Annotated in this window: 19 protein-coding genes and 1 other RNA gene; 12 read left to right on the forward strand and 8 right to left on the reverse strand. The window is 73.5% G+C overall.

Annotation, left to right across the window (positions count from 1 at the left end):
* The first annotated feature begins 29 nt into the window (after positions 1 to 29).
* The 9 genes from WME89_RS45745 to WME89_RS45785 all read left to right on the forward strand — a co-directional run bounded on the left by WME89_RS45745 (position 30) and on the right by WME89_RS45785 (position 10,143).
* Complete coding sequence (locus tag WME89_RS45745) at positions 30 to 1,517, forward strand: UDP-N-acetylmuramate--L-alanine ligase (protein WP_438005844.1); 1,488 nt, start codon at positions 30 to 32, stop codon at positions 1,515 to 1,517.
* Positions 1,514 to 2,383 carry an inositol monophosphatase family protein gene (locus WME89_RS45750; protein ID WP_438005845.1) on the forward strand — a complete coding sequence of 290 codons (870 nt, stop codon included), beginning with the start codon at positions 1,514 to 1,516 and terminating at the stop codon, positions 2,381 to 2,383. The genes WME89_RS45745 and WME89_RS45750 overlap by 4 nt, the downstream gene beginning before the upstream one ends.
* Before the next feature lie 290 nt (positions 2,384 to 2,673).
* A non-coding RNA gene (ssrS, locus tag WME89_RS45755) (6S RNA) lies at positions 2,674 to 2,866 on the forward strand.
* Positions 2,867 to 3,294: 428 nt separating this feature from the next.
* On the forward strand, positions 3,295 to 3,927 hold the full coding sequence (locus tag WME89_RS45760; protein WP_438005846.1) for a hypothetical protein: 633 nt from the start codon (positions 3,295 to 3,297) through the stop codon (positions 3,925 to 3,927).
* A gap of 3 nt (positions 3,928 to 3,930) precedes the next feature.
* Entirely contained in the window at positions 3,931 to 5,706 is a 1,776-nt protein-coding gene (locus WME89_RS45765) for an MXAN_5187 family protein (RefSeq protein WP_438005847.1), read from the forward strand.
* A gap of 35 nt (positions 5,707 to 5,741) precedes the next feature.
* Complete coding sequence (locus tag WME89_RS45770) at positions 5,742 to 7,304, forward strand: OmpP1/FadL family transporter (protein WP_438005848.1); 1,563 nt, start codon at positions 5,742 to 5,744, stop codon at positions 7,302 to 7,304.
* A 213-nt stretch (positions 7,305 to 7,517) separates the two neighbouring features.
* Positions 7,518 to 8,477, forward strand: a complete 960-nt coding sequence (gene trxB, locus WME89_RS45775) for a thioredoxin-disulfide reductase (RefSeq protein ID WP_437621133.1) — start codon at positions 7,518 to 7,520, stop codon at positions 8,475 to 8,477.
* Positions 8,478 to 8,486: 9 nt separating this feature from the next.
* Entirely contained in the window at positions 8,487 to 9,593 is a 1,107-nt protein-coding gene (locus WME89_RS45780) for a uracil-DNA glycosylase family protein (RefSeq protein WP_438005849.1), read from the forward strand.
* Between the two features lies 1 nt (position 9,594).
* Positions 9,595 to 10,143 (forward strand): DUF2085 domain-containing protein, encoded by a 549-nt coding sequence (locus tag WME89_RS45785; protein ID WP_438005850.1) that lies wholly within the window; start codon positions 9,595 to 9,597, stop codon positions 10,141 to 10,143.
* A gap of 3 nt (positions 10,144 to 10,146) precedes the next feature.
* Here the strand turns inward: WME89_RS45785 and WME89_RS45790 are convergent, their stop codons facing one another.
* The gene (locus WME89_RS45790) at positions 10,147 to 11,592 is read right to left on the reverse strand and encodes a hypothetical protein (protein ID WP_438005851.1); all 1,446 of its coding nucleotides are present in this window, start codon (positions 11,590 to 11,592) and stop codon (positions 10,147 to 10,149) included.
* Between the two features lie 328 nt (positions 11,593 to 11,920).
* Complete coding sequence (locus WME89_RS45795) at positions 11,921 to 12,700, reverse strand: ExbD/TolR family protein (RefSeq protein WP_437657605.1); 780 nt, start codon at positions 12,698 to 12,700, stop codon at positions 11,921 to 11,923.
* 62 nt (positions 12,701 to 12,762) lie between these two features.
* On the opposite strand from WME89_RS45795, the gene WME89_RS45800 reads away from it, so the two are divergent.
* From WME89_RS45800 to WME89_RS45810, 3 genes are all read left to right on the forward strand, one after another.
* Complete coding sequence (locus WME89_RS45800) at positions 12,763 to 14,379, forward strand: AMP-binding protein (protein WP_438005852.1); 1,617 nt, start codon at positions 12,763 to 12,765, stop codon at positions 14,377 to 14,379.
* Between the two features lie 78 nt (positions 14,380 to 14,457).
* Positions 14,458 to 15,057 (forward strand): hypothetical protein, encoded by a 600-nt coding sequence (locus WME89_RS45805; RefSeq protein ID WP_437657601.1) that lies wholly within the window; start codon positions 14,458 to 14,460, stop codon positions 15,055 to 15,057.
* A 138-nt stretch (positions 15,058 to 15,195) separates the two neighbouring features.
* Positions 15,196 to 17,064, forward strand: a complete 1,869-nt coding sequence (locus WME89_RS45810) for a hypothetical protein (RefSeq protein WP_438005853.1) — start codon at positions 15,196 to 15,198, stop codon at positions 17,062 to 17,064.
* Between the two features lie 189 nt (positions 17,065 to 17,253).
* Here the strand turns inward: WME89_RS45810 and WME89_RS45815 are convergent, their stop codons facing one another.
* From WME89_RS45815 to WME89_RS45840, 6 genes are all read right to left on the reverse strand, one after another.
* Entirely contained in the window at positions 17,254 to 18,606 is a 1,353-nt protein-coding gene (locus tag WME89_RS45815; protein ID WP_438005854.1) for a hypothetical protein, read from the reverse strand.
* Entirely contained in the window at positions 18,606 to 19,136 is a 531-nt protein-coding gene (locus WME89_RS45820) for a hypothetical protein (RefSeq protein ID WP_438005855.1), read from the reverse strand. The genes WME89_RS45815 and WME89_RS45820 overlap by 1 nt, the downstream gene beginning before the upstream one ends.
* A 3-nt stretch (positions 19,137 to 19,139) precedes the next feature.
* The gene (locus tag WME89_RS45825; protein WP_437657593.1) at positions 19,140 to 19,730 is read right to left on the reverse strand and encodes an RNA polymerase sigma factor; all 591 of its coding nucleotides are present in this window, start codon (positions 19,728 to 19,730) and stop codon (positions 19,140 to 19,142) included.
* 228 nt (positions 19,731 to 19,958) lie between these two features.
* Positions 19,959 to 20,870 carry an alpha/beta fold hydrolase gene (locus WME89_RS45830; RefSeq protein WP_438005856.1) on the reverse strand — a complete coding sequence of 304 codons (912 nt, stop codon included), beginning with the start codon at positions 20,868 to 20,870 and terminating at the stop codon, positions 19,959 to 19,961.
* Positions 20,871 to 21,056: 186 nt separating this feature from the next.
* Positions 21,057 to 22,673 carry a multiheme c-type cytochrome gene (locus WME89_RS45835; RefSeq protein WP_438005857.1) on the reverse strand — a complete coding sequence of 539 codons (1,617 nt, stop codon included), beginning with the start codon at positions 22,671 to 22,673 and terminating at the stop codon, positions 21,057 to 21,059.
* A 100-nt stretch (positions 22,674 to 22,773) separates the two neighbouring features.
* A complete protein-coding gene (locus tag WME89_RS45840) occupies positions 22,774 to 24,210 on the reverse strand; it encodes an MlaD family protein (RefSeq protein WP_438005858.1) in 1,437 nt (478 codons plus the stop codon).
* Between the last annotated feature and the right edge of the window lie 179 nt (positions 24,211 to 24,389).

Consider the following 24,389-nt stretch of genomic DNA (forward strand, 5'->3'; position numbering starts at 1 on the left):
CCGGGGGCGCTCGGGCACACTGCGCCGCGATGCACGTCCACTTCGTCGCCGTCGCGGGCACCGGCATGGGTGCGCTGGCGGGGCTCTTCAAGGCCGCGGGGCACGAGGTCTCGGGCTCCGACGTCTCCTTCTACCCGCCCATGGGGCCGGCCCTCGAGCGCTGGGGCATCCGCCTGATGACCGGGTTCGATCCCGCGCACCTCGATCCGCGCCCCGACCTCGTCGTGATCGGCAACGTCTGCCGCCCGACGAACCCCGAGGCGCGCGCCGCGATCGACGGCGGCCTGCGGGTGACCACGATGGCGCACGCGCTCGCGGACCACATGCTCGCCGGCCGCTCTCCGCTCGTCGTGGCCGGCACGCACGGCAAGACGACGACGAGCTCGATGTGCGCGTGGCTCCTCCACGAGGCAGGCAGGGACCCCGGGTTCCTCATCGGCGGCCTGCCGAAGAACTTCGAGGGGAGCTTCCGGCTGCCCCGGAGCGCCTCCACGGCGAGCGACCGCCGCGGCCTCCCGCTCCTCAACGAGGCGGGCTCGGGTCTCCGCAGGACGCCGTTCGTGGTCGAGGGCGACGAGTACGACACCGCCTTCTTCGAGAAGACGCCGAAGTTCTGGCACTACCGTCCCGAGGTGGGCATCGTGACCTCGATGGAGCACGACCACGTCGACATCTACCCCGACGCTGCGTCGTACGAGGCGGCGTTCCGCGGGTTCGTCGAGCGGATCCCGGAGACGGGGCTCCTCGTGGCGGCCGCGCACGATCCCCGGGTCGTTGACGTGGTGACGCGGTCGGCGCGCGCCGAGGTCGCCTGGTTCGCGCTCGAGGGCGACAACACGCACGGGAGGCCGCCGCACTGGCTCGCCGCCCCCGCGGAGGCCGGCGCGGCCGGCCAGTCGTTCGATCTGTACGCCGGCGGCGTCATGGCCGGGCGCGTCGCCCTGCAGATGCCGGGGCACCACAACGTACGCAACGCGGTCGCCGCGATCGCGGCCGCGGCGCACGGCTTCGGCGTGCCGCTCGCGACCGCGACCGCGGCGCTCGCGAGCTTCGAGGGCGTTCGGCGCCGCCAGGACCTCCTCTTCGAGGCGCGCGGCGTGCGCGTCTACGACGACTTCGCGCACCACCCGACCGCCGTGGACGAGACGCTCCGCGCGCTCCGGTCCCGGCACCCGGAGGGCGCGCTGTGGGCGGTGTTCGAGCCGCGCAGCGCGACCGCGTGCCGCGCGCTCCACCAGGAGCCCTACGCGCGCGCCTTCGGCGCGGCCGATCGCGTCGTGCTCGCGCCGCTCGGGCGGCCGGACATCGCCGCGGGCGAGCGGCTCGACCTCGACCGGCTCGTGCGCGAGCTCGAGCAGGCGGGCAAGCGCGCCGAGGCGGCGGCCTCGGTGGACGCGATCGTCGCCGCGATCGCGCGCGACGCGCGGGAGGGCGACACGGTGGCGCTGCTGTCCAACGGGGCGTTCGGCGGCATCTACGAGAAGCTCCGCGGCGCGCTGTCGGCGAGGTCGCGGTGAGCGGCCGCGGAGCAGCGGAGCTGGCCGAGCTCTCCGGCGTCGCGCTGCGCGTCGCCGAGGAGGCGGCGGCGCTCGCGCAGACCGGGTTCCGCGCGGGGGCGCGCGTGGAGGAGAAGGGGCCGCACGACCTCGTGACCGAGTTCGACCGGGCGAGCGAGGCGCTGATCATCGCGCGGCTCGGCGCGCTCACGCCCGGCATCGCCGTCGTCGGCGAGGAGCAGAGCGCCTCGGGCGCGACCTCGGCGCGCGGCGGCCTCGTCTGGTACGTCGACCCGATCGACGGCACCACGAACTTCGTCCACGGCCACCCGTTCTGGTGCGTCTCCATCGGCCTGATGGACGACGACACGCCCGTCGCCGGCGCCGTCGTCGCGCCCGCGCTCGGGCTCCGCTGGACCGGCTTCAGGCCCCGCGATCCGCAGCCGCCCGGCGCCGGGCCGGAGCCGCCGGCGACCGCCGGCGAGGCGCGCCGCAACGGCGAGCGCTGCGCGGTCAGCGCCACGGCGTCGCTGCAGCACGCGATGGTCGCGACCGGCTTCCCGACGGTGCGCGATCGGGCTCCGGACAACAACTTCGACGCCTTCATCACCGTCAAGCGCAACGCCCAGGCCGTGCGTCGCTGCGGCAGCGCGGCCATGGATCTCTGCATGGTCGCCGATGGGACGTACGACGCCTACTGGGAGCGCCGGCTGCACGCCTGGGACGTCGCGGCCGGAAGCGCGATCGTTCGCGGCGCCGGTGGCGTCATCACCTCGCTCGACGGCGGTCCACCGGACTACCACATAGGCAACATCGTGGCGTCCAACGGGCTCGTCCACGCCCCCATCGTCGCGCTCTTCTCCCACGCAGGCCCGCCCGTCCGCTAGAGCACCGATCAGCCTGAAACGCCCGGGAATGAAGAGATTTGAACGCCAGAGGCACAGAGGACACAGAGGAACAACAAAAAAACTCTGTGCCCTCGGTGCCTCTGGGGCTCATTTTCTCGGGGTTTGAACCTGTTCGGCGTCCCAGGCGTGTCGCGGCGACAGCTCAGGGCGAGCCCGATGGCGCGATGCCGCGGTCCCTCCATGCGTGAACGCGAGACCGACGAGCGAGACCGACGAGACCGAGACGAAGAGTGGTTGACTGAGCCGCCGCGAGAACTATTCTAGGGTCGTTCCCTCTGCCGACTTCGTGAGGCGCTGGACGATTGAATCCCGAGTAAGCGAGAACCAGGGAGCCAACAACGATACCGTGGTGAGCTAGGCCCGGAACCATTCACCGGGAAGCCTGAAGCGGTACTTAGGCTCCCACCTAGCAGCTATGCTAGGGGTTCAAGTCCTTCTGCCCACGTCCTCGGCGGTACGGAACATCTCTCCCCTGCGGGCCGCCCACGCGGCCCGCAGTTTTTTTGTGCGCCGAGGCGTCGCGCCGCGTCTGCCGCACCGCGGCGTCGCCGGAGCGAAGGCCGCGCGCCGGCGGTACCGGGGCGGCGAGCAGCGCAACGCGGCGCGCGGCGTCCGGGCGCGGACGACGGCCCGGCTTTTGTTTCCGTTCTCATTCCCCTTCCGGTAGCTTCGGGCCTGCGATGGATACGAGATCCCCTCGATCTGCAGGAGCGCAGCACCACGAGCAGCGTCCGCTCGCCGGCGCAGTGCGGTTTGGGTCATCAAGCCACCTCAGGCGTGGCGTCCCCGGCGGCTCGCGCTTCGTCCGGCGCCTCGCCCTGACGCTCGCGATCCTCACGGTACCCGGAGCGGCCCTCGCCGCGGTGACCATCAAGGGCAGGACCACGGGCATGCCCAAGCTCCTGAACCCGGTCTGGAACGAGGCCAAGGACCCGAAGGCGAACCGGTACACGTTCCGCGAGCCCTCGCCGACCGTCCGCGCTGATGTCCGCACGCTCGTCGGCTACGCCCCGAAGGAGCTGTGCGTCGCCGTGCTCGGCGAGAAGGGCGCGCCGCTCAAGACGCCGCGCTCGATCGTCGTCGCCGGCGGCCGCACCTCGCCGGTGACCCTCGTCGTCGCCGAGGGCCAGCAGCTCCAGTTCGACAACCAGGATCCGTTCCCGCACAAGCTCTACGACGTCGGCAACAAGGGGCTGCAGCCGGTCGAGATCGCCGCCTCCAAGAGCCGCGCCTGGACCCCGCCAGGGCCGGGCAAGTACGAGATCCGCGACCAGCTCGCCCCGAGCATCCGGTCGTGGATCGTCGTCGAGCCGAGGGCCGTCGCCATCGCCTACCCGGACCGTCAGGGGAACTTCGCGGTCGAGGTCGAGGCGGGCAAGTACACGCTGCAGGGCTACTTCAGCGGCGAGCCGGTCGGAAAGCCTCTCGAGGTGGTCGTGAAGCCCGGCCCGGACGAGCAGTTCATCAAGGAGGCTGTCGTCGTGGGCGAGGCCGGCGGGCCGAACGCGGAGCCAGGAAAGTAGGCCATGCTGCTGTCGCGCTTCTGGTACGGGGTGCTCGCGCTCGCGCTCGGCGCCGCGGTCTTCATCCTCTTCGTGGCCGCGCAGCTCTACAACCGCTCGAGCCACCGCGCGATGAGCGAGTCGCTCAGCGCCGACTCCAGCGCCGTCGAGTGGTTCCTCAACGACGACGCACGGAAGCGCTCGAGCGCGCTCATCCGCGTCGCGCTGAACCCCGCCCTGCGGGGGGCGCTCGCGAAGTCGTCGACCGAGGCCAAGCCGGGCGCCGAGCTGCGCGAGAAGGCCCGCGGCGCGCTGCGCAGCGCGGCCGAGGAGGTGCCCGCCGAGTTCAAGTTCGATTACGTGTGGGCCGTCGACGCGGGCGGCCGCGTGATCGCGTCGGTGGGCTTCGAGCACCGCGAGGACTGGGAGCTCGGCGGCTACCCGGTCGTCGCCGACGCCCTCCACGGCTGGATCCGCGACGACGCGTGGGTCTGGAAGGGCCGCATCCTGCGCATCGTGGCGCGCCCGGTCGAGCAGGAAGGCAACGGCGAGCCGGTCGGGGCCGTGGTCGGCGCCAAGATCATCGACGACAACTTCGCCCGCGCGGTCACGAAGCGCACCGGCGCCGCCGTCGGCTTCTACGCCGAGGGCTCGCGCGTCGCGTCCGGCGCGCCCGAGGGGTTCGACAAGGCGAACCTCGACCAGATCACGCAAGATCTGAAGCTGCTCGACGACAACAAGGACTACCTCGAGAAGGGGCGCTCGGAGGTCCGCGTCATCGGCGAGCACCTCGGCGTGGTCTACGCGCGGCTGCCCGGCGAGGCGTGGGAGCTCGGCGCCGGCTACGCGGTCGGCCGCCTCGCGGGGTCGGTCGAGTCGCCGTTCAACTTCCTCGACAAGGCGAACAACGAGGACAAGAGCAAGGTGCCCACGGCGCTGCTCCTGGCCGGCGTCCTCGCCGTGGCCGCGATCGGGCTGGTGTTCTCGTTCCTGGAGCACACGCGGCCGCTCCAGGTCTTCCGCAACGAGGCGGCGCGCTTCGCCAAGGGCGACGTCGACGTGCTCGCGCCGAGCCGGTTCCGCGGCCCGTACCGGAAGATCGCGGCCGACATCAACGACGGCGTCGAGAAGGTGGCCGCGAAGGGCGGCGCGCCCCGCAAGGCCGCCGACCTCGAGCAGGTGCTCGGCCCGATCCCGGCGCAGCCCGCGATGAGCGCGTTCTCGGTGCCGCTCGGCCCCGGCGAGCCGCGCGCCGACTCGCGCCCGTCGTACCCGAAGCCCATGGTGAGCCCGCGCGGCCCGACGCGGCGGCCTGGCTCGCACCCGCTCAGCGGGCCGCCGCCGCCTCGCGAGGCCGAGGAGGCGGTGGAGGCGATCGAGGAGATCTCGGACGCGGGGATCGCGCTCTCCGCCCACGGCCCCACGGGCGCTCCCGGGCGCCCGCCGCCGCGGCGCCCGCCGCCGCCTCCTCCGCCCCGGGCGCCGGGCGCGGTCGCCCCGTCGAACCCGCTCCCCGACGCGGCGAGCGCGGTTCCGGACGCGACGAGCGCGCCGGCCGCGCTGCAGGACGGCGCCGGGGACCCGGACGAGCTCACCGAGTGGAACGCCGTCTACGAGGAGTTCATGTCGGTCAAGCAGCAGTGCGGGGAGCCGACGAACGCCCTCACCTTCGAGAAGTTCAAGGGGACGCTGCAGCGCAACAAGGACGCGCTCGTGGCGCGCCACAACTGCTCGCGGGTGCGCTTCACGGTCTACGTGAAGGACGGCAAGGCGGCGCTCAAGGCGTCGCCGGTGAAGTGAGGCCGCCGGGGCCGCGGCGCGGGGACAGAGGCTCCATGAAACGAGGATCTGCCGGCGCCGCGGGCGCCGCGGTCGCTGCGATGGTGGCCGCGGGCGCGGCGAGCGCGTCGTCGGGGCTCGACTCGCCGGACATCGGCGTGCTCCAGCTCGGTCGCGGCGGCGCGTGGGTGGCGCGCGCGGACGACCCGCTCGCGGCTTACTTCAACCCTGCGGGGCTCGCCTCGCAGCGGACCAGCGCGCACGGCGGCGTCCACCTCATCCAGCTGTCGCAGTGCTTCACGCGCCTCGGCCCCGACGGACGGCCCGTCCCGCCGAGCTACACGACCGCGATCCCGGCGCCCGGCAGCGAGGGCGGCCCCGGCGCGGAGGTGTGCGCGGAGAGCGGCCTGTTCCCGAACCCGCAGATCGGCGCGACCTTCCGCGTGAACGACGCGCTCGCCGTCGGCGTCGCGGTGCTCGGCCCGCACGGCGTCGGCGAGCGCGCCTGGCCCGAGTCGCTCGCGTACACGCACCCGACCTTCGGCGCGATGACGCAGCCTTCGCCGCAGCGTTACCTGCTCACGTCGCTCGACGCCCTGATGCTGATGCCGACGCTCTCGGTCGGCTTCTCGCCCGCGGAGGGGGTCTCGGTCGGCGCCGGGTTCATCTGGGGCACGGCGATCATCGATTTCGTCAACTTCAGCGAGGCGACCTCGGCCGAGGGGGGCGACGACTTCAACGCGCACAACGATCTGCGCACGCGCGCGAGGGCGGACGATTTCTTCATTCCGGGCTTCGTCCTGGGCGCGCGCTGGGCGGCGACGGATCGCCTCGACCTGGGCGCGTGGTTCAAGTGGCAGGACGCCGTGCGCGCGGAGACCGACCTCCGCATCGAGTCTCGCTACTGGACGGCGGCGGGGGTCAAGAACGAGGACCCCTGCAAGGGCGAGGCGCCGGGCTGCAACGTCACCGACGAGAAGGGCGCGGGCGAGCTCGAGATGCAGATCCCGATGGAGGCGAAGCTCGGCCTCCGCTACCACCAGCCCCGGGCCGGCGCGCAGCGGCCCGCGCCGTCGGCCGCGGCCGAGCCCCGCGTCCGCGACCCGATGGTCGACGACCTCTTCGACGTGGAGCTCGACTTCACGTGGGCCAACAACAGCGCCGTCGACGCGATCGAGGTCCGGCTCCGCGAGGGCATTCCGGTGCGCGGCACGGTCGTCGGCACGGTGCCGACCAACGCCGACGTCCCGCACCGCTGGAGAGATGTCCTGGGAGTCCGCCTCGGCGGCGATTTCGTCGTTCTCCAGAATCTCCTCGCGCTGAGGGCGGGCGGCTTCTTCGAGAAGAAGGGGCAGGACGACGCCGATCTGAACCTGGACTTCCACCTCGGCTACCGCGTGGGCGTCGGGGCCGGCGTGACCGCGCGCGTGGGCCCGGTCGACGTATCGGCTGCGTTTCAGCACACGTTCTTCGGTCCGCTGGACAACGGCGGGAAGGGGCGCATCAAGGCCGTCTCCGGCTCCGCGCCGAGCGGCTACCGCAGCATCCAGAGCGTGAACGGCGGCCGCTTCGAAAGCAGCCTGGACGAGTTCGGTATGAGCGGAACGATGCGCTTCTGAGCGAGCGGCTGCTCGGCGTGGGGCAGCCGGAGCGCAGGGCTGCCGCGCAGCGCGGGGGAGCGCAGCGCAGCGGGCGGAAACGCAGCGCCGTCAGGGGAATGCAGGCCGCGGGGGCACACGGCCCGGAGAGGCGCGCCGCGCGGCGCAGCGCCCGCGGCGGAGCGCCGGGGCGGTCGACGCGGAAGGCTGTCGCGCCTATAAGATGGCTCCACCATGAGTGAATCGAACGTCCGCAACCTGGTCATCATCGGCTCCGGTCCTGCCGGGCTCACCGCCGCCATCTATGCGGCGCGCGCCAACCTGAAGCCGCTCCTCATCGAGGGCTTCAGCGCCGGCGGCCTGATCCCGGGGGGCCAGCTCATGTTCACGACCGATGTCGAGAACTACCCCGGCTTCCCCGAGAAGGTCACCGGCCAGGAGCTGATGCAGCGCTTTCGCGACCAGGCCGCCCATCAGGGCACGGAGATCGTGACGGCGGACGTGACCAAGGTCGAGCTCACGGGCCACCCGTTCAAGGTGTGGGTGGATGACACGCTCTACCTGGCGAAGTCCGTGGTGGTCGCGACGGGCGCCCGCGCCAACTACCTCGGCCTGGAGAGCGAGGAGAAGCTCAAGAACAAGGGCGTGAGCGCCTGCGCCGTCTGCGACGGCGCGCTCTACCGCAACCAGGACGTCGTGGTCATCGGCGGCGGCGACACGGCGATGGAGGAGGCCTCGTACCTCTCCGGGCTCTGCAGCAGCGTCACGCTGGTGCACCGCCGCGACGAGTTCCGGGCGTCGAAGGCGATGATCCAGCGCGTGGTCGAGAACCCGAAGATCAAGATCCTCTACAGCCACGTCGTGGAGGAGGTGCTCGACGTGAAGGCCGATATGGTGACGGGCGTCCGCGTCAAGAACACGAAGACGGGCGACAGCCACCTCGTGCCGGCGGCCGCCATGTTCGTCGCGATCGGACACACGCCGATGACCGACCTCTTCGTCGGGCAGCTCGACACGCACCCGAACGGGTACCTGAAAACGGTGCCGGGCTCGACGCGCACGAACATCCCTGGCGTCTTCGCCGCGGGCGACGTCCAGGACTGGAACTACCGTCAGGCCGTGACGGCCGCCGGCACGGGCTGCATGGCCGCGCTCGACGCGGAGCGCTGGCTCGCGCAGCAGGGCGGCCACTGAGGGACGACGATGGTCGAAGCGCTGCGTGAAGAGCTCGCCGATCTGACCGCCTCGGTCCGAGCGTTCCTGGAATGGCATGCAGGGACCGGCGCGGAGGGGCTGCCGGGCCACCCCTCGGCGCTCCACGAGGCGCTGGGCGCGTCCCCCTCCGAAGGCGCGCTGGCCCCGCGGCGGGCGGAGCGCGGCTTCCCCGGGCCGGAAGCGCCCTCACCGCCGGGGCCGCGCGGAGGCAGCGCCGCTGCGGGCGGACCCGCGCCCCACCCTCCCGAGCAGCGCGGCGCCGCCGCCGGGTCTCCCGCACCCGATCATCCAGAGCAGCGCAGCGCCGCTGCGAGCGCCTCCCCGCCCCACCCGACGGATCCGCGCATCGCCGCCGGGCCGCATCCGGAGCCGCGCACCGCCGAGCCGCAGGCGATGCGGCCGCCGGTCCAGGCGCCGTGGGGTCCCGAGCCGTCGCCGCGGCCTGCCGTGAGCGCCGCGGCGGCGCCCCGGGCCGATACGGCTGCACGCGCGAACGCACCGCCGCCGGGTACGCCGGAGGAGCGCGCGACGAGGCTCTTGCTCATCGCGGAAGAGGTCCGCACCTGCGAGAAGTGCCCGCTCCACGAGGGCCGCACCCACACGGTGTTCTCGCGCGGCAGCCCGCTCTCCGAGGTCGTGTTCGTCGGCGAGGGACCGGGGGCGGAGGAGGACATGCAGGGGGAGCCGTTCGTCGGCCCGGCGGGGCAGCTGCTCGACAAGATGATCGCCGCGATGGGGTACCACCGCGACGACGTCTACATCTGCAACATCGTGAAGTGCCGGCCGCCGAAGAACCGGAAGCCGGAGCCGGCCGAGATGGCGGCCTGCAGCCCCTACCTCACCTCTCAGCTCGCGCTGATCAAGCCGAAGGTGATCGTGGCGCTCGGCGCCACCGCCGTTCAGGGGCTGATCGGCACGAACGAGGGGATCACGAAGCTCCGCGGCACGTGGAAGCTCTACAAGGGCTCGATCCCGATCATGCCCACGTTCCACCCCGCCTACCTGCTGCGCCAGCCGAACGCGAAGCGAGATGTCTGGAGCGACCTGAAAGAGGTGATGCGCCACCTCGGCAAGAGCGCGCCCGACAGAGGCTGACGTGCCCGCGTCCGCTTCCGGACGCGGTAGCCCCGCCGCGCGGGCGCCCGCTGCTCTCCGCGCCGGCGCCCCGACGCAGGCGCGCGGTCCGTCGAAGGCGTCGGAGCCGGCGCGGCCGCCGGCGCCGCTCCGGGCCGTGCGCTGCGCGCTGGTGCTCCTCGGCGCCCTGCCCTGGTGCATCCCGCTGGCGCGGAGCCGCCTGCCGCTCGGAGAGCTCGGCGCAGCGCTCGACCGCTTCTTCGTGCCGATGTGCCACCGCTTGCCCGAGCGGTCCCTCGCGCTCGAGGGGGTCATGATGCCGATCTGCAGCCGCTGCGCTGGCATCTTCGCGGGCGTCGCGGCGGGCGCCGTGCTCGCGCGGCCCCGCCTGAAGATGACGGCGTGGCGCCCGATCCTCATCGCCATCAGCGCGCTGATGGTGGTCGACGTGGCGACCCAGGATCTCGGGCTGCGTCCCGTCTGGCACGCCACCCGCCTCGCCACGGGCCTGGCCTTCGGCTACGCCGTGGCCGCGGCCTTCGTCGCGCAGCTCGCGCGCCGTCCGGGCTGAGCTCTACTTGCGACCGCCCATGGCCCTGCACTCGTGGACGGGGCCCTTCGTGGCGTTCCGAACGCACTCGCTGTACGCCGCGAGGCCGTCCTTCCACTTGCCCGTGTCCTGGAGCGCCGAGCCCAGATAGAGATACGGCAGCGCGTCAGTCGGATCGGCCGCGATGGCAGCGCGAGAGACCTCGATCGCGTCCTTGTACCGGCCGCGGTTGAGGAAGCTGAGCGCCTCCTTCTTCAGCTTGCTCGCGTCCTCGGAGCTTGCCGCGGGCGCCTCGGCCTTCTCCGCCTCGGCCTCCTCCGCCTCGGCCTTCTCCGCTGCAGCCCTCTCCGCCTCGGCCTTCTCCGCTGCAGCCCTCTCCGCCTCGGCCTTCTCCGCCGCAGCCCTCTCCGCCTCGGCCTTCTCCGCCGCAGCCCTCTCTACCTCGGCAGCCGCCTTCACCGCGTCGGGAGCGGCTTCCGCCGCCTTTGCAGCCGCCGGCGCGGGCTCGGCCGGCGAAGGCGCCTTCTCGCGTGCAGGAGAAGGGTGCCCCGCCATGGCCGAGAGCTGCGCCTCCATGTGCGCCGACTTCCGAGCAGGCGCCGCCATCGCGACCGGCGCCGGCGAGGACGGCTTGCTCGAGAGCAACGATTTGGCGACCACCGCCACGGAGATCACCCCGGCGAGCCCCGCGACCGCCGCGACGATCCGGCGAAGGCGCGCCCGGCGGGCGAGCGTCTCGGGCGACAGCTGATGGACCACCACGAGGCGCTCGTCGGCGTGATCGTCGGGCTCGCTGACCACATCGGTGAGCGGCGGAAACGACTCCTCCTCGCGCCGGAAGAACGCTGCCGTGGGCGAGGAAGGGTCGATCAGGTCGAGCGCGTCCGAGTCAGGCGCCGGCTCCTCGGGCTCGGACGCAAGGCCGGCCGGCTGGTCGTCAGCGCCGGCGCGCCGAGACGCGTTCGACGGCTCGGACTCCAGCGCCTCGATCGGCGTCGCGTCGCTCTCGCTGCCCGGAACCGCGAGCGGCGCGGCCGGCCTCTCCGCGACAGGCGGCGCAGCGGCCCCCGCCGCGACGGGCGGCGCAGCGACCGCCAACGCGACAGCCGGCGCAGTAGCTGCCGCCGCGACCGGCGAAGCAGCGGCCGCCGCCGCGACAGGCGGCGCAGCGGCCGCCGCCGCGACAGGCGGCGCAGCAGGCGCGCCGGCTGCCCTCAGCGCGGTCGAGGGCGCCGCGACCGGCGGCGCAGCAGGCGACGCGACCTCGGCGTCGACGGCCCGCGCAGGCGCAGCGGACGGCGCCGCGACCGCCTCGTCGCGAACGTCCGGGCCGCTCGAGACCGGCGGCGCGGAATCACGGGTCTCGAGGTCCGGCGCCTCGGGCGCCGCCGACACGCGGGGCTGGGAGGCCCGGGGACGGAGACTGCGGCCCCTGTTCGCGCGGGCCGATGCAAGAAGTCGCTTCGACATGTCCGAACCATCCTCCCGTGATCGTCACGCCCCCGATGGCGCAGGGGACCGGCGACTCGCCCTATTCATGATCCAGGCCGGCGCCGACGGCGAGCGCCCGCCCGCGCATTTCCGTGCGCTCGTGGCGCTGTCCCGTGTGCCGGATCGTGCCGTATTGCCCTGACCGACCATGCCCTCGCTCGACAGGAGAGCATGGTGTCTCGCCCTGCTGGAAATTGACAGCACACTTGCGGCGAGCGCGCCGGACGTCGTTCCAAACGACGCGCCCTGGCACCTTCCCGGCGGGTGCGCTCCTGAGCCGGCAGCGATCCCCCCGACGCCGCGCACGTCAGCCGCCACCCAGCTGGACCGGCCGCCCCGCGACCGGCGCAGCGCGGAGCAGGACGAGGGTGTTGAGCTTCTTCTTCGCGTCCGAAGCGATGACCGTGCCCGCCAGGTTGTGCGCCATCTCCCAGGGCACCTCGTCATCGGCCGAGAAGAAGGCCACCGACGCGCTGCACGCGGCGATGTCCTTCGTGAGCTGCTCGCCGGTGTTCGACAGATCCGGACCAGCGAGCCCCTTGCGCTGGCGCTTGCCCATGCCGCCGCCGAACGGCCAGATCGCGGTCGCGAGGTCCTTCATCACCATCGTGCTGACCGCGCACGCGGGGGGCTTCGACACGCGCCCCTCGGGGACCACCGTGATCTCCTTCGGGAGGTCGTCGCGCCCGTCGGTCTTGATGATGACCTGCGGCGCGCCGGCCGCGCCGAGCTCCGTCACGACGGCCGCGACAGCGCTCGGCTTCGCCTTCTTGTCCGCGATCAGCGTGACCGGCTTGCCCTCGATCGGCAGCGCCCGGATCGCCTTCGCGAGCTTCTCGGGCCCCTCCTTCTGCGCCAGATCGACGCGCTGGCCGCCGAGGTAGGGGCCCATGGAGTCGACCAGCAGCTCCGGCATGCCCTTCGGCTTCGGCGGCTCGGCGGGCGCCTCCGCGACCGAGGCCGCCGTGGCGGCGGCGCCGGCCTCGGGCGGCTTCGGCGCGCTCTCGCAGGCCGGGGCCGCCAGGGTCGAGCCGACGAGGAGCGCGAGGCGGGGCAAGGCGCTGGACCGGAAAGAGGAAGCTCGCATGGCGCGGCAGTGTAACCAACCGGCCTGGCTCCGCGCACCTCCGCCGTGCGAGAGTTCGCGCGATGGCCTCCCCGCTCACCGAACGGCTCGCGCAGCTCCGCTCCTCCGACCGGACCGCCGTCGAGGACGAGCGCGGGCGGAGCACCTTCGCGGAGCTCATCGAGCGCGCCCTCCGCGTCCGCGGCGCGCTGCTCGCGTCCCCGTCTGCGCCGCGGGGCGCGGACGAGCGCGCGAGCCCGACCTCGCTCGCGGGGGAGCGGATCCTGCTCCTCGTGCCGCCCGGAGCGGCGTGGGTCTCGGCCTTCCTCGGCGTCATCCTCGCCGGCGGGATCGCGCTACCGCTGTCGGGCCTGTACCCGCCGGCAGAGCTCGAGTGGCTCGCGACCGACGCCGGCGTGCGGCGGATCCTGGTCGGAGACGAGCTCGCTGCCGTCGCCGCCCCGATCGCGCACGGCCGCGCCGTGCTCCGCGTGGAGGACCTCGAGCGCGCCGCCCCGGGGCCGGAGTCGGCCGTGACCGACATCGCCGCGGACGACCCGGCGCTCCTGCTCTACACGAGCGGGACGACGGGCAAGCCGAAGGGGGCGCTCCTCACCCACCGCAACCTGGCCGTGCAGGCGGACCTGCTGCGCGCGGCCTGGGGCTTCTCCGAGCAGGACGTGCTGCTGCACGCGCTGCCGCTGCACCACCTCCACGGCGTCGTCATCGCGCTCACGACGTCGCTGCTCGCGGGCAGCGCGACGAAGATGCTGCCGCGCTTCGACGCCCAGCGCGTCGCCGCCGAGATCGCGCGCCGCTCGGCCACGGCGCTGATGGCGGTGCCGACCATGTACCAGCGGCTGTTCGAGCACGTCGACCGCGGCGGAGCGCCGGACTTCGCCGCGGGGGCGCGGGCGCTCCGGCTCGCCACGAGCGGCTCCGCGGCGCTGCCGGTGACGCTGGCCGAGCGCTGGCGCGACCTCACGGGCACGATCCCGCTCGAGCGCTTCGGGATGACCGAGATCGGCGTCGGCATGAGCAATCCGCTCGATCCAGGCGCGCGGCGGGCAGGCTGGGTCGGCTTCCCGCTGCCGACCGTCGAGGCCCGCATCACGGACGACGCGGGCAACGCGTCGGCGTGGGCGCCGGGCGGTGCTCCGGGCGAGCCGCCAGCGCAGCACGGCGGCGCCGCCGCCGTCGCGCGAGGCGAGCTCTGGATCCGCGGGCCGAGCGTCTTCAAGGGGTACCTGGGGCGCGAGGAGGCCACCGCCGCGGCCTTCCAGGACGGCTGGTTCCGCACCGGAGACGTCGCGGAGCGCTCCAGCGACGGGCGCTTCCGGCTGCTCGGGCGGACCTCCGTCGACATCCTCAAGAGCGGCGGATACAAGCTGTCCGCCCTCGAGATCGAGGAGGCGCTGCGGGAGCACGGGGCGATCGCCGAGGTCGCGGTGATCGGTGTCCCGGACGAGGCGTGGGGCGAGCGCGTCGTCGCGGTCGTCGTCCCCGCGCCGGGGCGAGAGGCGGAGTGCGCGACCGCGCCGCTCCGCGCCTGGGCCAAGGAGCGACTCGCGCCTTACAAGGTCCCCCGTGAGTCGGTTGTCGTCCCCACCCTGCCGCGCAACGCGATGGGCAAGGTCGTCAAACCAGAGCTCGTGAAGACCATCGTGGCGAGCACGGGCGGCGAAAATCGGTCGCTCTAGCGGGAGACGTCGCCAGACGCCGCTTGACCGAGGCGCCCCGCTCCGGCCTACTCGGCTGCAATGCAGACTGCCAGCCCCATGGTCTCCGCCGCGTATGGCGGCCTCGCGGTTCAACCCTTCGCGCATCCCACCTACACCATCAAGCGGCCTTTCTGGTCGCTCCTCGGCCGCAAATTTCATGTCTTCGCGCCCGACGGCACCCTCGTGTGCTTCGTCAAGCACCCGCTGCTCAAGCTCCGTCAGGAGTTCACCCTCTTCGCCGATGAGTCGGAGTCGCAGCCGCTGCTCACGATCCGATCAAGGCAGGTCGTCGCCCTCAATCGGTGTCTGGACGTCCTCGACGCGCGCACGGGCGAGCGGGTCGGGACCATCCGCTCGCGCGGGCTCAAGTCGATCCTCCGCGATACGTGGGACATCCTCGACCCCGCCGACCAGCCGGTCGGGCTGATGCAGGAGGACGGCGCCGCGATGCTCCGCCGCATGTTCCCGCTCCTCATCGGCAAGTGGCACATCGAGCTCCACCAGCAGGAAGTCGCGAAGGTGACCCAGGTGTTCCGGTTCTTCGTGAAGGAGTTCACGCTCGACCTGTCGATGAACCAGGGGAGGGTCGACGCCCGGTTCGCCATCGCCTGCGCGCTGCTCGCGCTCATGGCCGAGACCGCGCGCGAATCAGGCTGAGCCCGGCGCCCGGCGACCGGCGACCGGCCGGCGATTGGCGCGGGCGGGCGGGCGCGAACGAGCTGGCGCGGGCGGGCGCGAGCGCGCCGCTCGCCGAAACTTGGCCCGTTTCCGCGAGTTCTGCGAGGTTGCCGCGCGATGCGCCTCGATCCTGTCTCCCGCCTCGACTCCGCCTCCGAGGAGGGCCGACCGCCGTCTCCCCCTGTGCCCCCGTCCGGCATGGCCCGCTTCGCCCCGAGCGGGCAAGGCGCCGACTCCGAGCGCGAGCTCAGGGGGCGCCGCTTCCTGTGGGCAAGCGCCCCGGCGGCGCCGGAAGGGCAGCTCCGCGCGGCCCTCGACGAGGCCGTCGAGCTCGCGCTGGCCCTGCGCGGCGCGCTGCCGCCGCGGGTCCAGGACGGCGCGGCGCTCGAGGCGGTGATCGGCGATCAGGTGTTCCGCGCGAGGGCGCTCGGCGCCGCGGGGCTCGCCGTCGCCCTGCCGAGGCTCACGGGCGGGGCGCGGGGCGCGCTCCACCCCGAGGACAGCGCGACGCTCCTCGCCTGGCTCGGCGCGGCGCGCGAGGCGCCCGTGGCGCTCGTCTTCGACGAGAGCGACAGGTCCGCGCAGGTGCTCGCGCCGGTGCCCCTCTCGGACCTCGTCGAGAGGAGCGCGACCGAGGGGCACAGCGCCGCGTCCCCGCGCGCGCAGGTGCGCAGCCTGCCGGCGCGCGAGCCGCGCGAGCCGGCCGCGCCGCGCGAGCCGGAGCGCCCCGCCAGGCCAGCGCAGCCGAGCGCCGCGGCGCCGGACGAGGCGCTCCCGCCGGAGGCGAGAGCGACCGAGGCGCCCGGGGCGGCGTCGTCGGCGAGCGAGGGACGCAGCGACGGGAGGCCGCGTGGGGTGCTGCCCCCCCGCTCCTCGAGGCTCCGCCGCCCGGAAGCACCGGCGGGCACCTTCGCCGCGGCGAGAGGCCCCGGCGCGGCGCCGGTGCCGGGAGCAGGCGCGCCGCCCGCCGCGAACGAGGCGCTCGCGGTGGCCCCGGGCAGCGCGGATCCCGAGGAGCGCGGCGCGGGAGCCACGCTCAGGCCGCCGCGCGCCGGGCACGACGCCGCGCCGATCGCGGAGGCCGCGCAGGCGGACGCCGACGCGCTGCCGCCGACGCGGAGGGAGCGGAAGGTGCCGCGCAACCGCATCCTCAGCGCGGCCGAGTGGCGCGCGCTCGCCGTCGAGCTCGATAACGCCCGCGGCCCGAAGCCGGTCCGGGTCATCGAGCAGCTGTTCGCGACCCACTACACGCCGCTGCTCGGCGCGACGCTCGCGGGCGAGACGGACGCGGCCGTGCGCGGCGTGGTCGACAGCTGGAGGACCAGCTTCGAGCACAGCTACCGGGAGGCGTTCTCGGCGCTGCGCGTGACCGGCAAGCGGCCGCCCATGGTGTTCGACGCGCCGGACATGGCCGCCCGCCTCGCCCGGCTCAACGGCGCGCGGGGGGTGAAGCTCCTGCTCGTGGACGCGATGCGCTTCGACCTCGGCGAGCGGGTCGCCGCGCACCTCAAGGAGGTCATGACGGATCGGGCCATCCTGGTGGAGCGCTCGCTCCTCTGGGCGGCGCTGCCGCCCACGACGACGGCGCAGATCTCGCTGCTCGCCCGCGGGCCGGACGGGCTCCGCGAGGCCATGCCCCCGAGCGAGGCGGAGCCGGCCATCGCCCGCGGGCGCGCCGTGGCGACGCTGCGGCGCGAGCGGGTCGGGTCGCGCGAGCTGATGAAGCTCGACCTCGTGGAGGCGCGCCTGCGCGCCGCGGGGCCGCCGTTCGCCGAGCGGATCGAGGCCATCGCGGAGGAGGTCGCCGACGTTGTCGCGCGCTTCATGGACAGCCTGCCGCCGCGCACCCTGCTGCTCGTGTTCGGCGACCACGGGTTCCGCATGACGGGGGACGGCAGCACGACGGGCCCCGCATCGCAGGGGGGAGGCTCACCGGAAGAGGTGCTCGTCCCGGCGCAAGCGTGGCTCGTCGGCGGCGTGCACTGAGCGGCGGGCACCCGCTTCGGATACGGGCCCATCTCGACGTTTTCGGTGCTCAGCGCACGGGAGTGCGCTTGCGCGCCGAAAACGCCGATCTGGGCCCGTCTCCTGTGCGGGTGACCGCCGCTCTGCGACGCTCGTATCCCCGGGGGGGAGAGACGCTCTGCATCGGGCCGCGGTACGCTGGGCGAGGCTTCAGGGGGAGGTGCGGTACGGGCCCGTCGCCGCGTCGCCCCGCGGCCTCGGGCGGATGAGGCCCGCGAGCCGGGTCGCGACGAGCGCCCCGGCGCCGATCAGCGCGACGGCCGCGCAGAGCGCCGGGCCGACGTAGGGGATACCGCTGACGAGCAGCAGGCCGAGGCAGCCGATCGCGAGGTGAACATAGGGGTTCTTGGTCCGGTGACCGAAGAGCCCCGCGCCGGCGGTCTCGAGCACGGCGCAGCCGCCCGCGACAACGGCGATGACGGCGAGCAGCAGGCCGATCACCGCGAACGGCACGCCGATCAGCGTGACGCAGAGGGCGACGGCGACCGCAAGGGCGCCGAGGACGCCCATCACGCCGAGCGCGAACGACCTCATGGGCCGGGCGGCGATCTCGACCTTGAGCGTCTCCATGCGCCGCGGCCAGAGCGCCAGCATCACCGCGCCGAAGGCGAACAGGAGCGCCGCGCGCGTCACCGCGTTGCCGGCCCTGCGCGCGAGCGTGGACGAGCCCTCCGCGCTCGCTCCGTCGCCGCCCACCGGGCTGACCTCGTTGTTCACGTCGCCCTTGATGCGCGCGCGCTCGCCCCGATGCAGCGGGCCGCCCACGACGTCGACGTCGCCGTCGACGCGAGCTCCGTCGGCCACGGTGAGCGGCCCGCCCACCGTCGACACGTCGCCGCGCACGCGCGCGCCCTCGTGGAGGTGCGTGGAGCCGCCCATCACGTCGATGTCCCCGGTGACCGTGCCCCATACGTCGAGCGAGCCGCCGATCACCGAGACGTCGTGCACGACCTCGCCCCGCTCGATCCGGAGACTGCCGCCGGTCACGAACCGATCGTGGCCGCGCGACTCAGGCCGGGCATGCTCGTCCTCGTCCTCTGCGTCGTCAGGCCGGGCCTGCTCGTCCTCGTCCTCTGCGTCATCGGGCTGCGCCGGTTGCCCGGGCAGCGCCGGGAGCCCGTGCAGCGGCCCGACTGACCGCGCCGCCGGAGCCGGGGCGATCGCGATCAGGTCGCCGTCGCGGGTCGCCACGTAGCTTCCGTCCGCCAGCAGGAGCTCCAGCACCTTGTCCGCCGGCTGGCTCTGGACGTGGAGCTCGACGACCTCGCCGGGCGGCACGTTGAGCACGAGGCTCCACCCGGCCTCCCGCGCGACGCGCCTGAGCGCTTCGTTGCGCGGCTCCCCGCGCACCTCGAGGCTCACCTTCGGCTCGACCTCTGGCCAGGACCCCTTGCGGACGACCTCCGCCGTGGCGGCGCCGCTGACCGAGATCCCGAGCGCGGCGCCCAGGGCCGCGGCGCCGAGGCGCGAGGAGCTGAAGAGACCAGTCGAGACGATGCGCATCACATCCCTCCGTGCAGCGAGAGCTGCTTTTCCCGGGTCCACGCGACACCCACCCCCACGATCACGAGGAGCGCCGCCGAGAGCCACGGCAGCGCCGTGAGCCACCCGGACAGCGCCCCGCTCCCGGCCACCGCGCAGCCGGTCCGCACCACGACCGAGCAGGCGTGCCAGAGCGCCGCCAGGCGCTCCCGCAAGCCGCCCGCCCCGGCCACGAGCGACGGCGCCGCGCCGAGCGTCGAGAGCGCCAGGGCCACGGCGATCGCGGGGATCGGCAGCGGGTCGCGCAGCGCGGCGGGCTCTCGCGCGCCGCTCGGCGCGGGGTGCACGCGCAGCAGCTCCCCCGCGCGGAGCGACAGGAGCGCCGCCCGGCCGAGCTCCGAGGAGCAGGTCGCGCAGCGAGCGACGTGCGCGGACGCGCCCTCGGGCAGGAGGGCCTCCTCGCCGTCGCCCAGCGCCGTGAGCGCGATCTCGGTGAGGTGGCCGTCTGCCTGCCAAACGAGATCCGGCGAGAGCTTGTCGTCGTTTTGCATCGATCACTCTCCGAGCGCCTCGGCCAGGCAGCGCCTGCCTCGCGCGATCCACGTCGCCACCGTCCCGAGCGGGATGTCGAGCCGGCGCGATATCTGCTGGTAGTTGAGCCCTTCGAGATGGAAGGCCAGGAGCGCGTGGCGCTGCGGCTCCGGCAGCTTCAGCAGGGCGAGATCGATCCGGCGGGCGCGCTCGGTCTGGGCGGCGCGCTCCTCCGGCCCGGGCGCCGGGTCCTCCACCGACTCGAGGAGCTCTCCCCGCTCCTCGGCGTCCTGCGCCGGCGGCGCCTCGGCGCGCCGCGTGCGGCGGCGCCGGCGCAGCACGTCGAGCGCCACGTGACGCGCGATCCCGAGCACCCACGGCCGCAGCGGCTCGCCGTCCCGCAGGCGGCTGCGCCCCTCGAAGGCCCGGGCGAGCGCCTCGTGCGTGCAATCCTCGACGTCGGGGTGGTCGGCCCGCTCACCCAGCACGCAGGCGATCGCCGCGCGAACCACCGAGCGCAGGGCGGCGGTCTCGTCGAGCGACGCCGTCACGAGCGACGCCGCTGGCAGCCCGTCGGGCGCCTGGGGAGCTGGCGGCGTGGTGGCTGGGATCATGACGGACCCAGACAGTTCGCGCGAACCCTCCCCGAAATTTCACGCATCGGCGCGGCGTGAGCCAGCCTCCAGGGCATCACGGCGCGCCGGGGAGATCCAGCAGGGCGCAGCCGACCACCGTGTCTGCTGGTGTCGGGCAAGGTGGCTCGGTCTCGGTCGCCATGGCGGAGGCGCCGGCGGGTGACGTGACGCGGGTGACGCGGCCAGCCGCTCGTCGTGGCGCCGCGCTCACGGGTCCGCCGAGGGCGAGAGGAAGGCGGTGAGCTCCGGGAGGACGAGCGCCGGATCCTCCAGGTGGGGCGCGTGCCCGAGCGGCAGGACGCGCAGCGCGGCGCGGGGGATCGCGGCGGCCGCGGCGATGCCGAGCGGCGCCGGGAACACGTCGTCGCGCTCGCCCCAGAGGACCAGGGTCTCGACGTCGATCTCGCCGAGCCGCGCGAGGCGGTGGGGAACGGGGCCGAGGGCGGGGAACAGCGCGTTGAAGGCGGCGACGGGCGCGACCCGGCCGTCGGGCACGGCGTAGAGCTCGCTGTGCAGGGCGGCGAGGCGCTCGCCGAGCGGCGTGGGACGCGGCGGGTGGACGCGGCGGAAGAGCGCGGCGCCGAGCACCCGTACGAGGCGCTCCGGCGGGGCGCGGAAGTAGGCGCGGCTCCGGGCGGTCATGACGGGCCCGACCCCCATCGCGCCGATGAGCGCGAGCTGCCGCGGGCGCGCGCGCCTGCGCAGCGCGATCTCGAGCGCGACGAGCGCGCCGAGGGAGTGGCCGACGAGCGCGGCGCGGCCGAGGTCCATCTCCAGGAGGAGCTCCTCGACCGGATCGACGAAGAAGCGGAGGCCCTCCTCGAAGCCGCCGCCCTCGAACGGGGGCGACGAAGCGTGACCGAAGCCCGGCAGATCCAGGGCAATCACGCGGTGGCGCCGCGCGAGCTCGGGGAGCAGCGGGAACCACGTCGTCGCGGCGTTCCCGCGGCCGTGCAGGAGGACCACCGGCGAGCCGCTGCCGCCGTCCAGGTAGCGCAGCGTCGAGCTCAGCGCGGCGCGGCGGTGCACCGCGAACGGGGGCGCGCCCGCGGCGAGCTCCGCGAGGATCGCGCCCTCGGCCGGGCCCAGGCGGGAGACGACGGCGTGGACATTCGTCACAGGCGCCTCCCGTAGCGCGATCGATACGGCGCGGAAATGCATCCGGCTGGGCGACCGCCGCGCGGCGCCCTGCTCCGCCGACACCCGAATGCTGCAGCCCGCCGGGCGACCGCCGCGCGGCGCCCTGCTCCGCCGACACCCGAATGCTCCAGCCCGCCGGGCGACCGCTGCGCGGCGCACCTCGCGTCAGTACCTGCTGTGCCCCGGCCCGAGGATGAGCTGCATCTTGGACATGGGCTCGAACCCCTCCACGTGGGGCGGGTGGTGACACTGCGAGACGCAGCTCTCGGGCGGGGGCGAGAGCACGATGAGCCCCTTCTGCTCGGGGTCCTTCGCGTGCAGCGAGCCAGGGCCGTGACACTCCTCGCACTGCACGTTCTGCAGGGAGGCGTTGTGCGTCACCGTGGAGCCGCCCGGCTTGCCGTAGCCGGTCACGTGACAGCTCACGCAGTCCAGGTTGAACTCCTTGAAGTCCTGCTGCAGCGTCGCGTAAGCCCGCGCGTGCGCGGTGCCGTCGAAGACCTTGCGCTCCTCTTCGTGGCAGTTCGTGCAGGCGTCGATGCCGATGTAGCTGGCCTCGCCCTTCGCGGGCTTCTCGGGGACGCGATCCGCGAAGGCCTCCTTGTTGTGGGCGTTGACCCGCTTGTAATAGGCGAGGAGCTGCCCAGCGACGTCCTTGTCGGCGCCGAGCTTCTCGCGCACCTCCACCGCGCTGTAGCGGAAGAAGCTGCCGCTCACCTTCGTCTCCGCCGCCTCGAGCTGCGCCTTCTCGGCGCGGAGCTTCTCCAGATCGGCCTTCCGGTCGGCGACGTCCTTCGGCGCGACCCGCGCGTCGCCCTCCCAGGCGTTGAGGCGGATCTCGAGCTCCCGGATCCGCGCCGACAGGCTGATGAGCTCATCGGCCTTCGCGACGCCGCCCGCGTCGGCGAACACGAGCGGGCCGTCGCCGCTACCCCGGATGAAGAGATCCACGACCGCCACGGACTGCAGGTGGTTCGGCGTCTCCACGACCAGCGTCGACCCGATCACCACGGGCGGCTTCTGGCCGTCGTTGCCGTCCCCGCGCTCGCTGGGCTTGCCCAGCACCAGCACGTGCAACTCCGGCACGTTGTCCGCGAGCCGCAGCGCCTCGCCCCTCGGCAAGGCAGCGAGCCCGACGAGCACCTTCGCGCCCTGCTTCTTCGCCTCCTCGATGCCCGCCTTCATCGCCTCGATCGCGGGGCCGGCCTTGACGCCCGCCGGGTACGCGCCGCTGCGGCCCTTCGGGTCGCTCACGCCGACGAGGCCCACCTTCACGCCCGAGACGTCGCGCACCACGACGCCCTGCGCGCCCTCGATGTTCCTGGCGAGCGGCGCCGCCCCCGCCTGCTCCTTGTACTTGCCGAGCGCCTCGGCGCCGAGCGCCCAGTCGTTCTCGCCGGGCGCCCACGCAGAAAGCCCGAGCTCCTTCGCCGCCAGCGCCATCGCCTCGGCCTTCCAGGCGTCCTGGGAGGAGCGCTCCGCCTTCACCTCGGGGTCCGTGAAGAGCAGCGGCCCGGCGCCGACCACGAGGCGGTTCGGCGCCTCGTCGCGCTGGCTCTCGATGAGGGCGGCGAGGTGATCGATGCCCCCGAGCTGATCCTTCGTGCACCCGCACGGCTCCAGCGCGCCAGCCACGGTGCTGAGCACGTAGAGCCGCACCGTCGGCGTCGTCGCGGGCGCGTCCGTGTCCGCGTCCGCGACGACGGCGCCCGTCGCCGGGACCTTGCACCCCTGGCAAGCCGCGGCGCCGGCCGCCGCGGCGATCGCGAGGAAAGGAATCAAGAGTGCGTATCCCCGACGCACTCCGCGAGGAAGCGAGCGCCTCATGCCCGCGCTATAGCACACGCGCTCGGGCGGACCGGCGCGGGCCGCGCCGGTGGCGTCAGAAGCTCGACGGAGCGAAGGGCAGGACCGTCTTCAGGTCGGCGTCGTTGAACCGGAGCTGCAGGCCGATGAAGTAATCCCGGCGATCGGTGTTCAGGATGTCGTCCATGCCGCCGAGCAGCCACAGCTTGCGGATGAACTCGTACGCGAGCGCGACGCGCCAGCGCGGCGACAGCTCCTCGCCGAAGCCGAACAGGTCCTGGCGGAGCTCGAAGCGGTCGTCGAGCAGGTGAAGGTCGAGGCCGAGGCCGCCCGTCGACTCCTTGATGCCGAACCGGCCCGTGAACGGGCCGAGCCGCTTCGCGAACTGGAACGAGAAGCGAAAGGCGTTCGTCGTGATCGTGCGGACTTCCCGGTAGTGCGCGGGCTCGTTCGGGTTCGTCGTGTCGATGTCGATCTGCTGGAAGTCCGTCTTGCCGCGCGGGTCGTTCACCAGCTCGACGACGTAGTACTTGTCCTCCGTCGGCTGGAGCCTGAGCTCGACGTAGCTCTTGATGGTGTTCGCGAGGAAGTTGTAGTCGGTCCGGAGCCCGACGACGGTCTGGAACCGGCTGATCCCGCCGACGAGCTCGCCGACGTCCTCGACGACCGTCTCGACCTCGTTGATCAGCGTCTCGTCCTTGGTGATGCGGCCGAGCGACCCCTCCCCGCGGTCGATGCGCGCGGCGACGCTGTCGACGTGCTTCAGCGCCGACTCGAGGCTCTCGGTCGCGCGGCCCACCCGCTCCGCGGCGGTGCGAAGCTCGCCGGGCTGCCCGTCCCGGCCGGGCACCTCGGCCGCGGCCGTCATCATGCGGATGTCGCGGCTCACCTGCTCGACGTTGCGCAGGATCTCCCGCAGGCGCGGGCCCGACTCGCCCGTGATCTGGTTGATGTTGTTGATCGTCTGCGTGACGCCCGCGCGGTTCTCGCGCACGGTCGCGTTCATCTGCTCCGTGACGTCCGCGAGGTTGTCGAGGATCTGCGCGAGCCGCTCCTGGCCGTTCTCGGAGCCGACGGTGTTCTTCAGCGTCTCGGTGACCGTCTTGACGTCCTTCAGGATCTCGGCGACCTGCCCCTGCATCGACTGGATCGTCGGCTCGTCGATGTAGAACGTGATCCTCCCCTCGTCGGGGATGCGCGGCTTGCCCTCGGTGCCGGGCGAGAGCACGACGAACGACTCGCCGATGAGGCTCGTGGCGCGCTTGCCCACGGCCGCGTCCTCGTAGAGCGGGACGTCGGGGCTCATCTTGATGTCGATGCGCGCCTGGCCGTTGTAGAGCGAGATCTTGTCGACGACGCCGACCTGGATGCCCGAGATCATCACCCGCGACTGCGGGGAGACGCCGATCGCGTCCGGCAGCGTGGCCCAGACCCGGTAGCCGCTCCCGCCGCCCACATCGCGCGACACGAAGCGGTACCCGCCGTAGGCAGCGCCTGCGAGCACGATCGTCATCACGCCGACCTTTGCGGCCTTGGAAACCTCAGCCATCCTGCGCGAGGGCCACGGTAGCACGAGCTGACCGCGGGACCGCGCGGCTTTCTCCTCGAAGCAGGAATGCGAGTAGGCGCACGTCGGCGCGGCCGGGGGCGGGCGAAAATGAGCGTGCGGCCGGGAAACCTGCTAGCCGAGGC

This window comes from Sorangium sp. So ce321 (genome assembly GCF_051530195.1).
Taxonomy (GTDB): domain Bacteria; phylum Myxococcota_A; class Polyangia; order Polyangiales; family Polyangiaceae; genus Sorangium.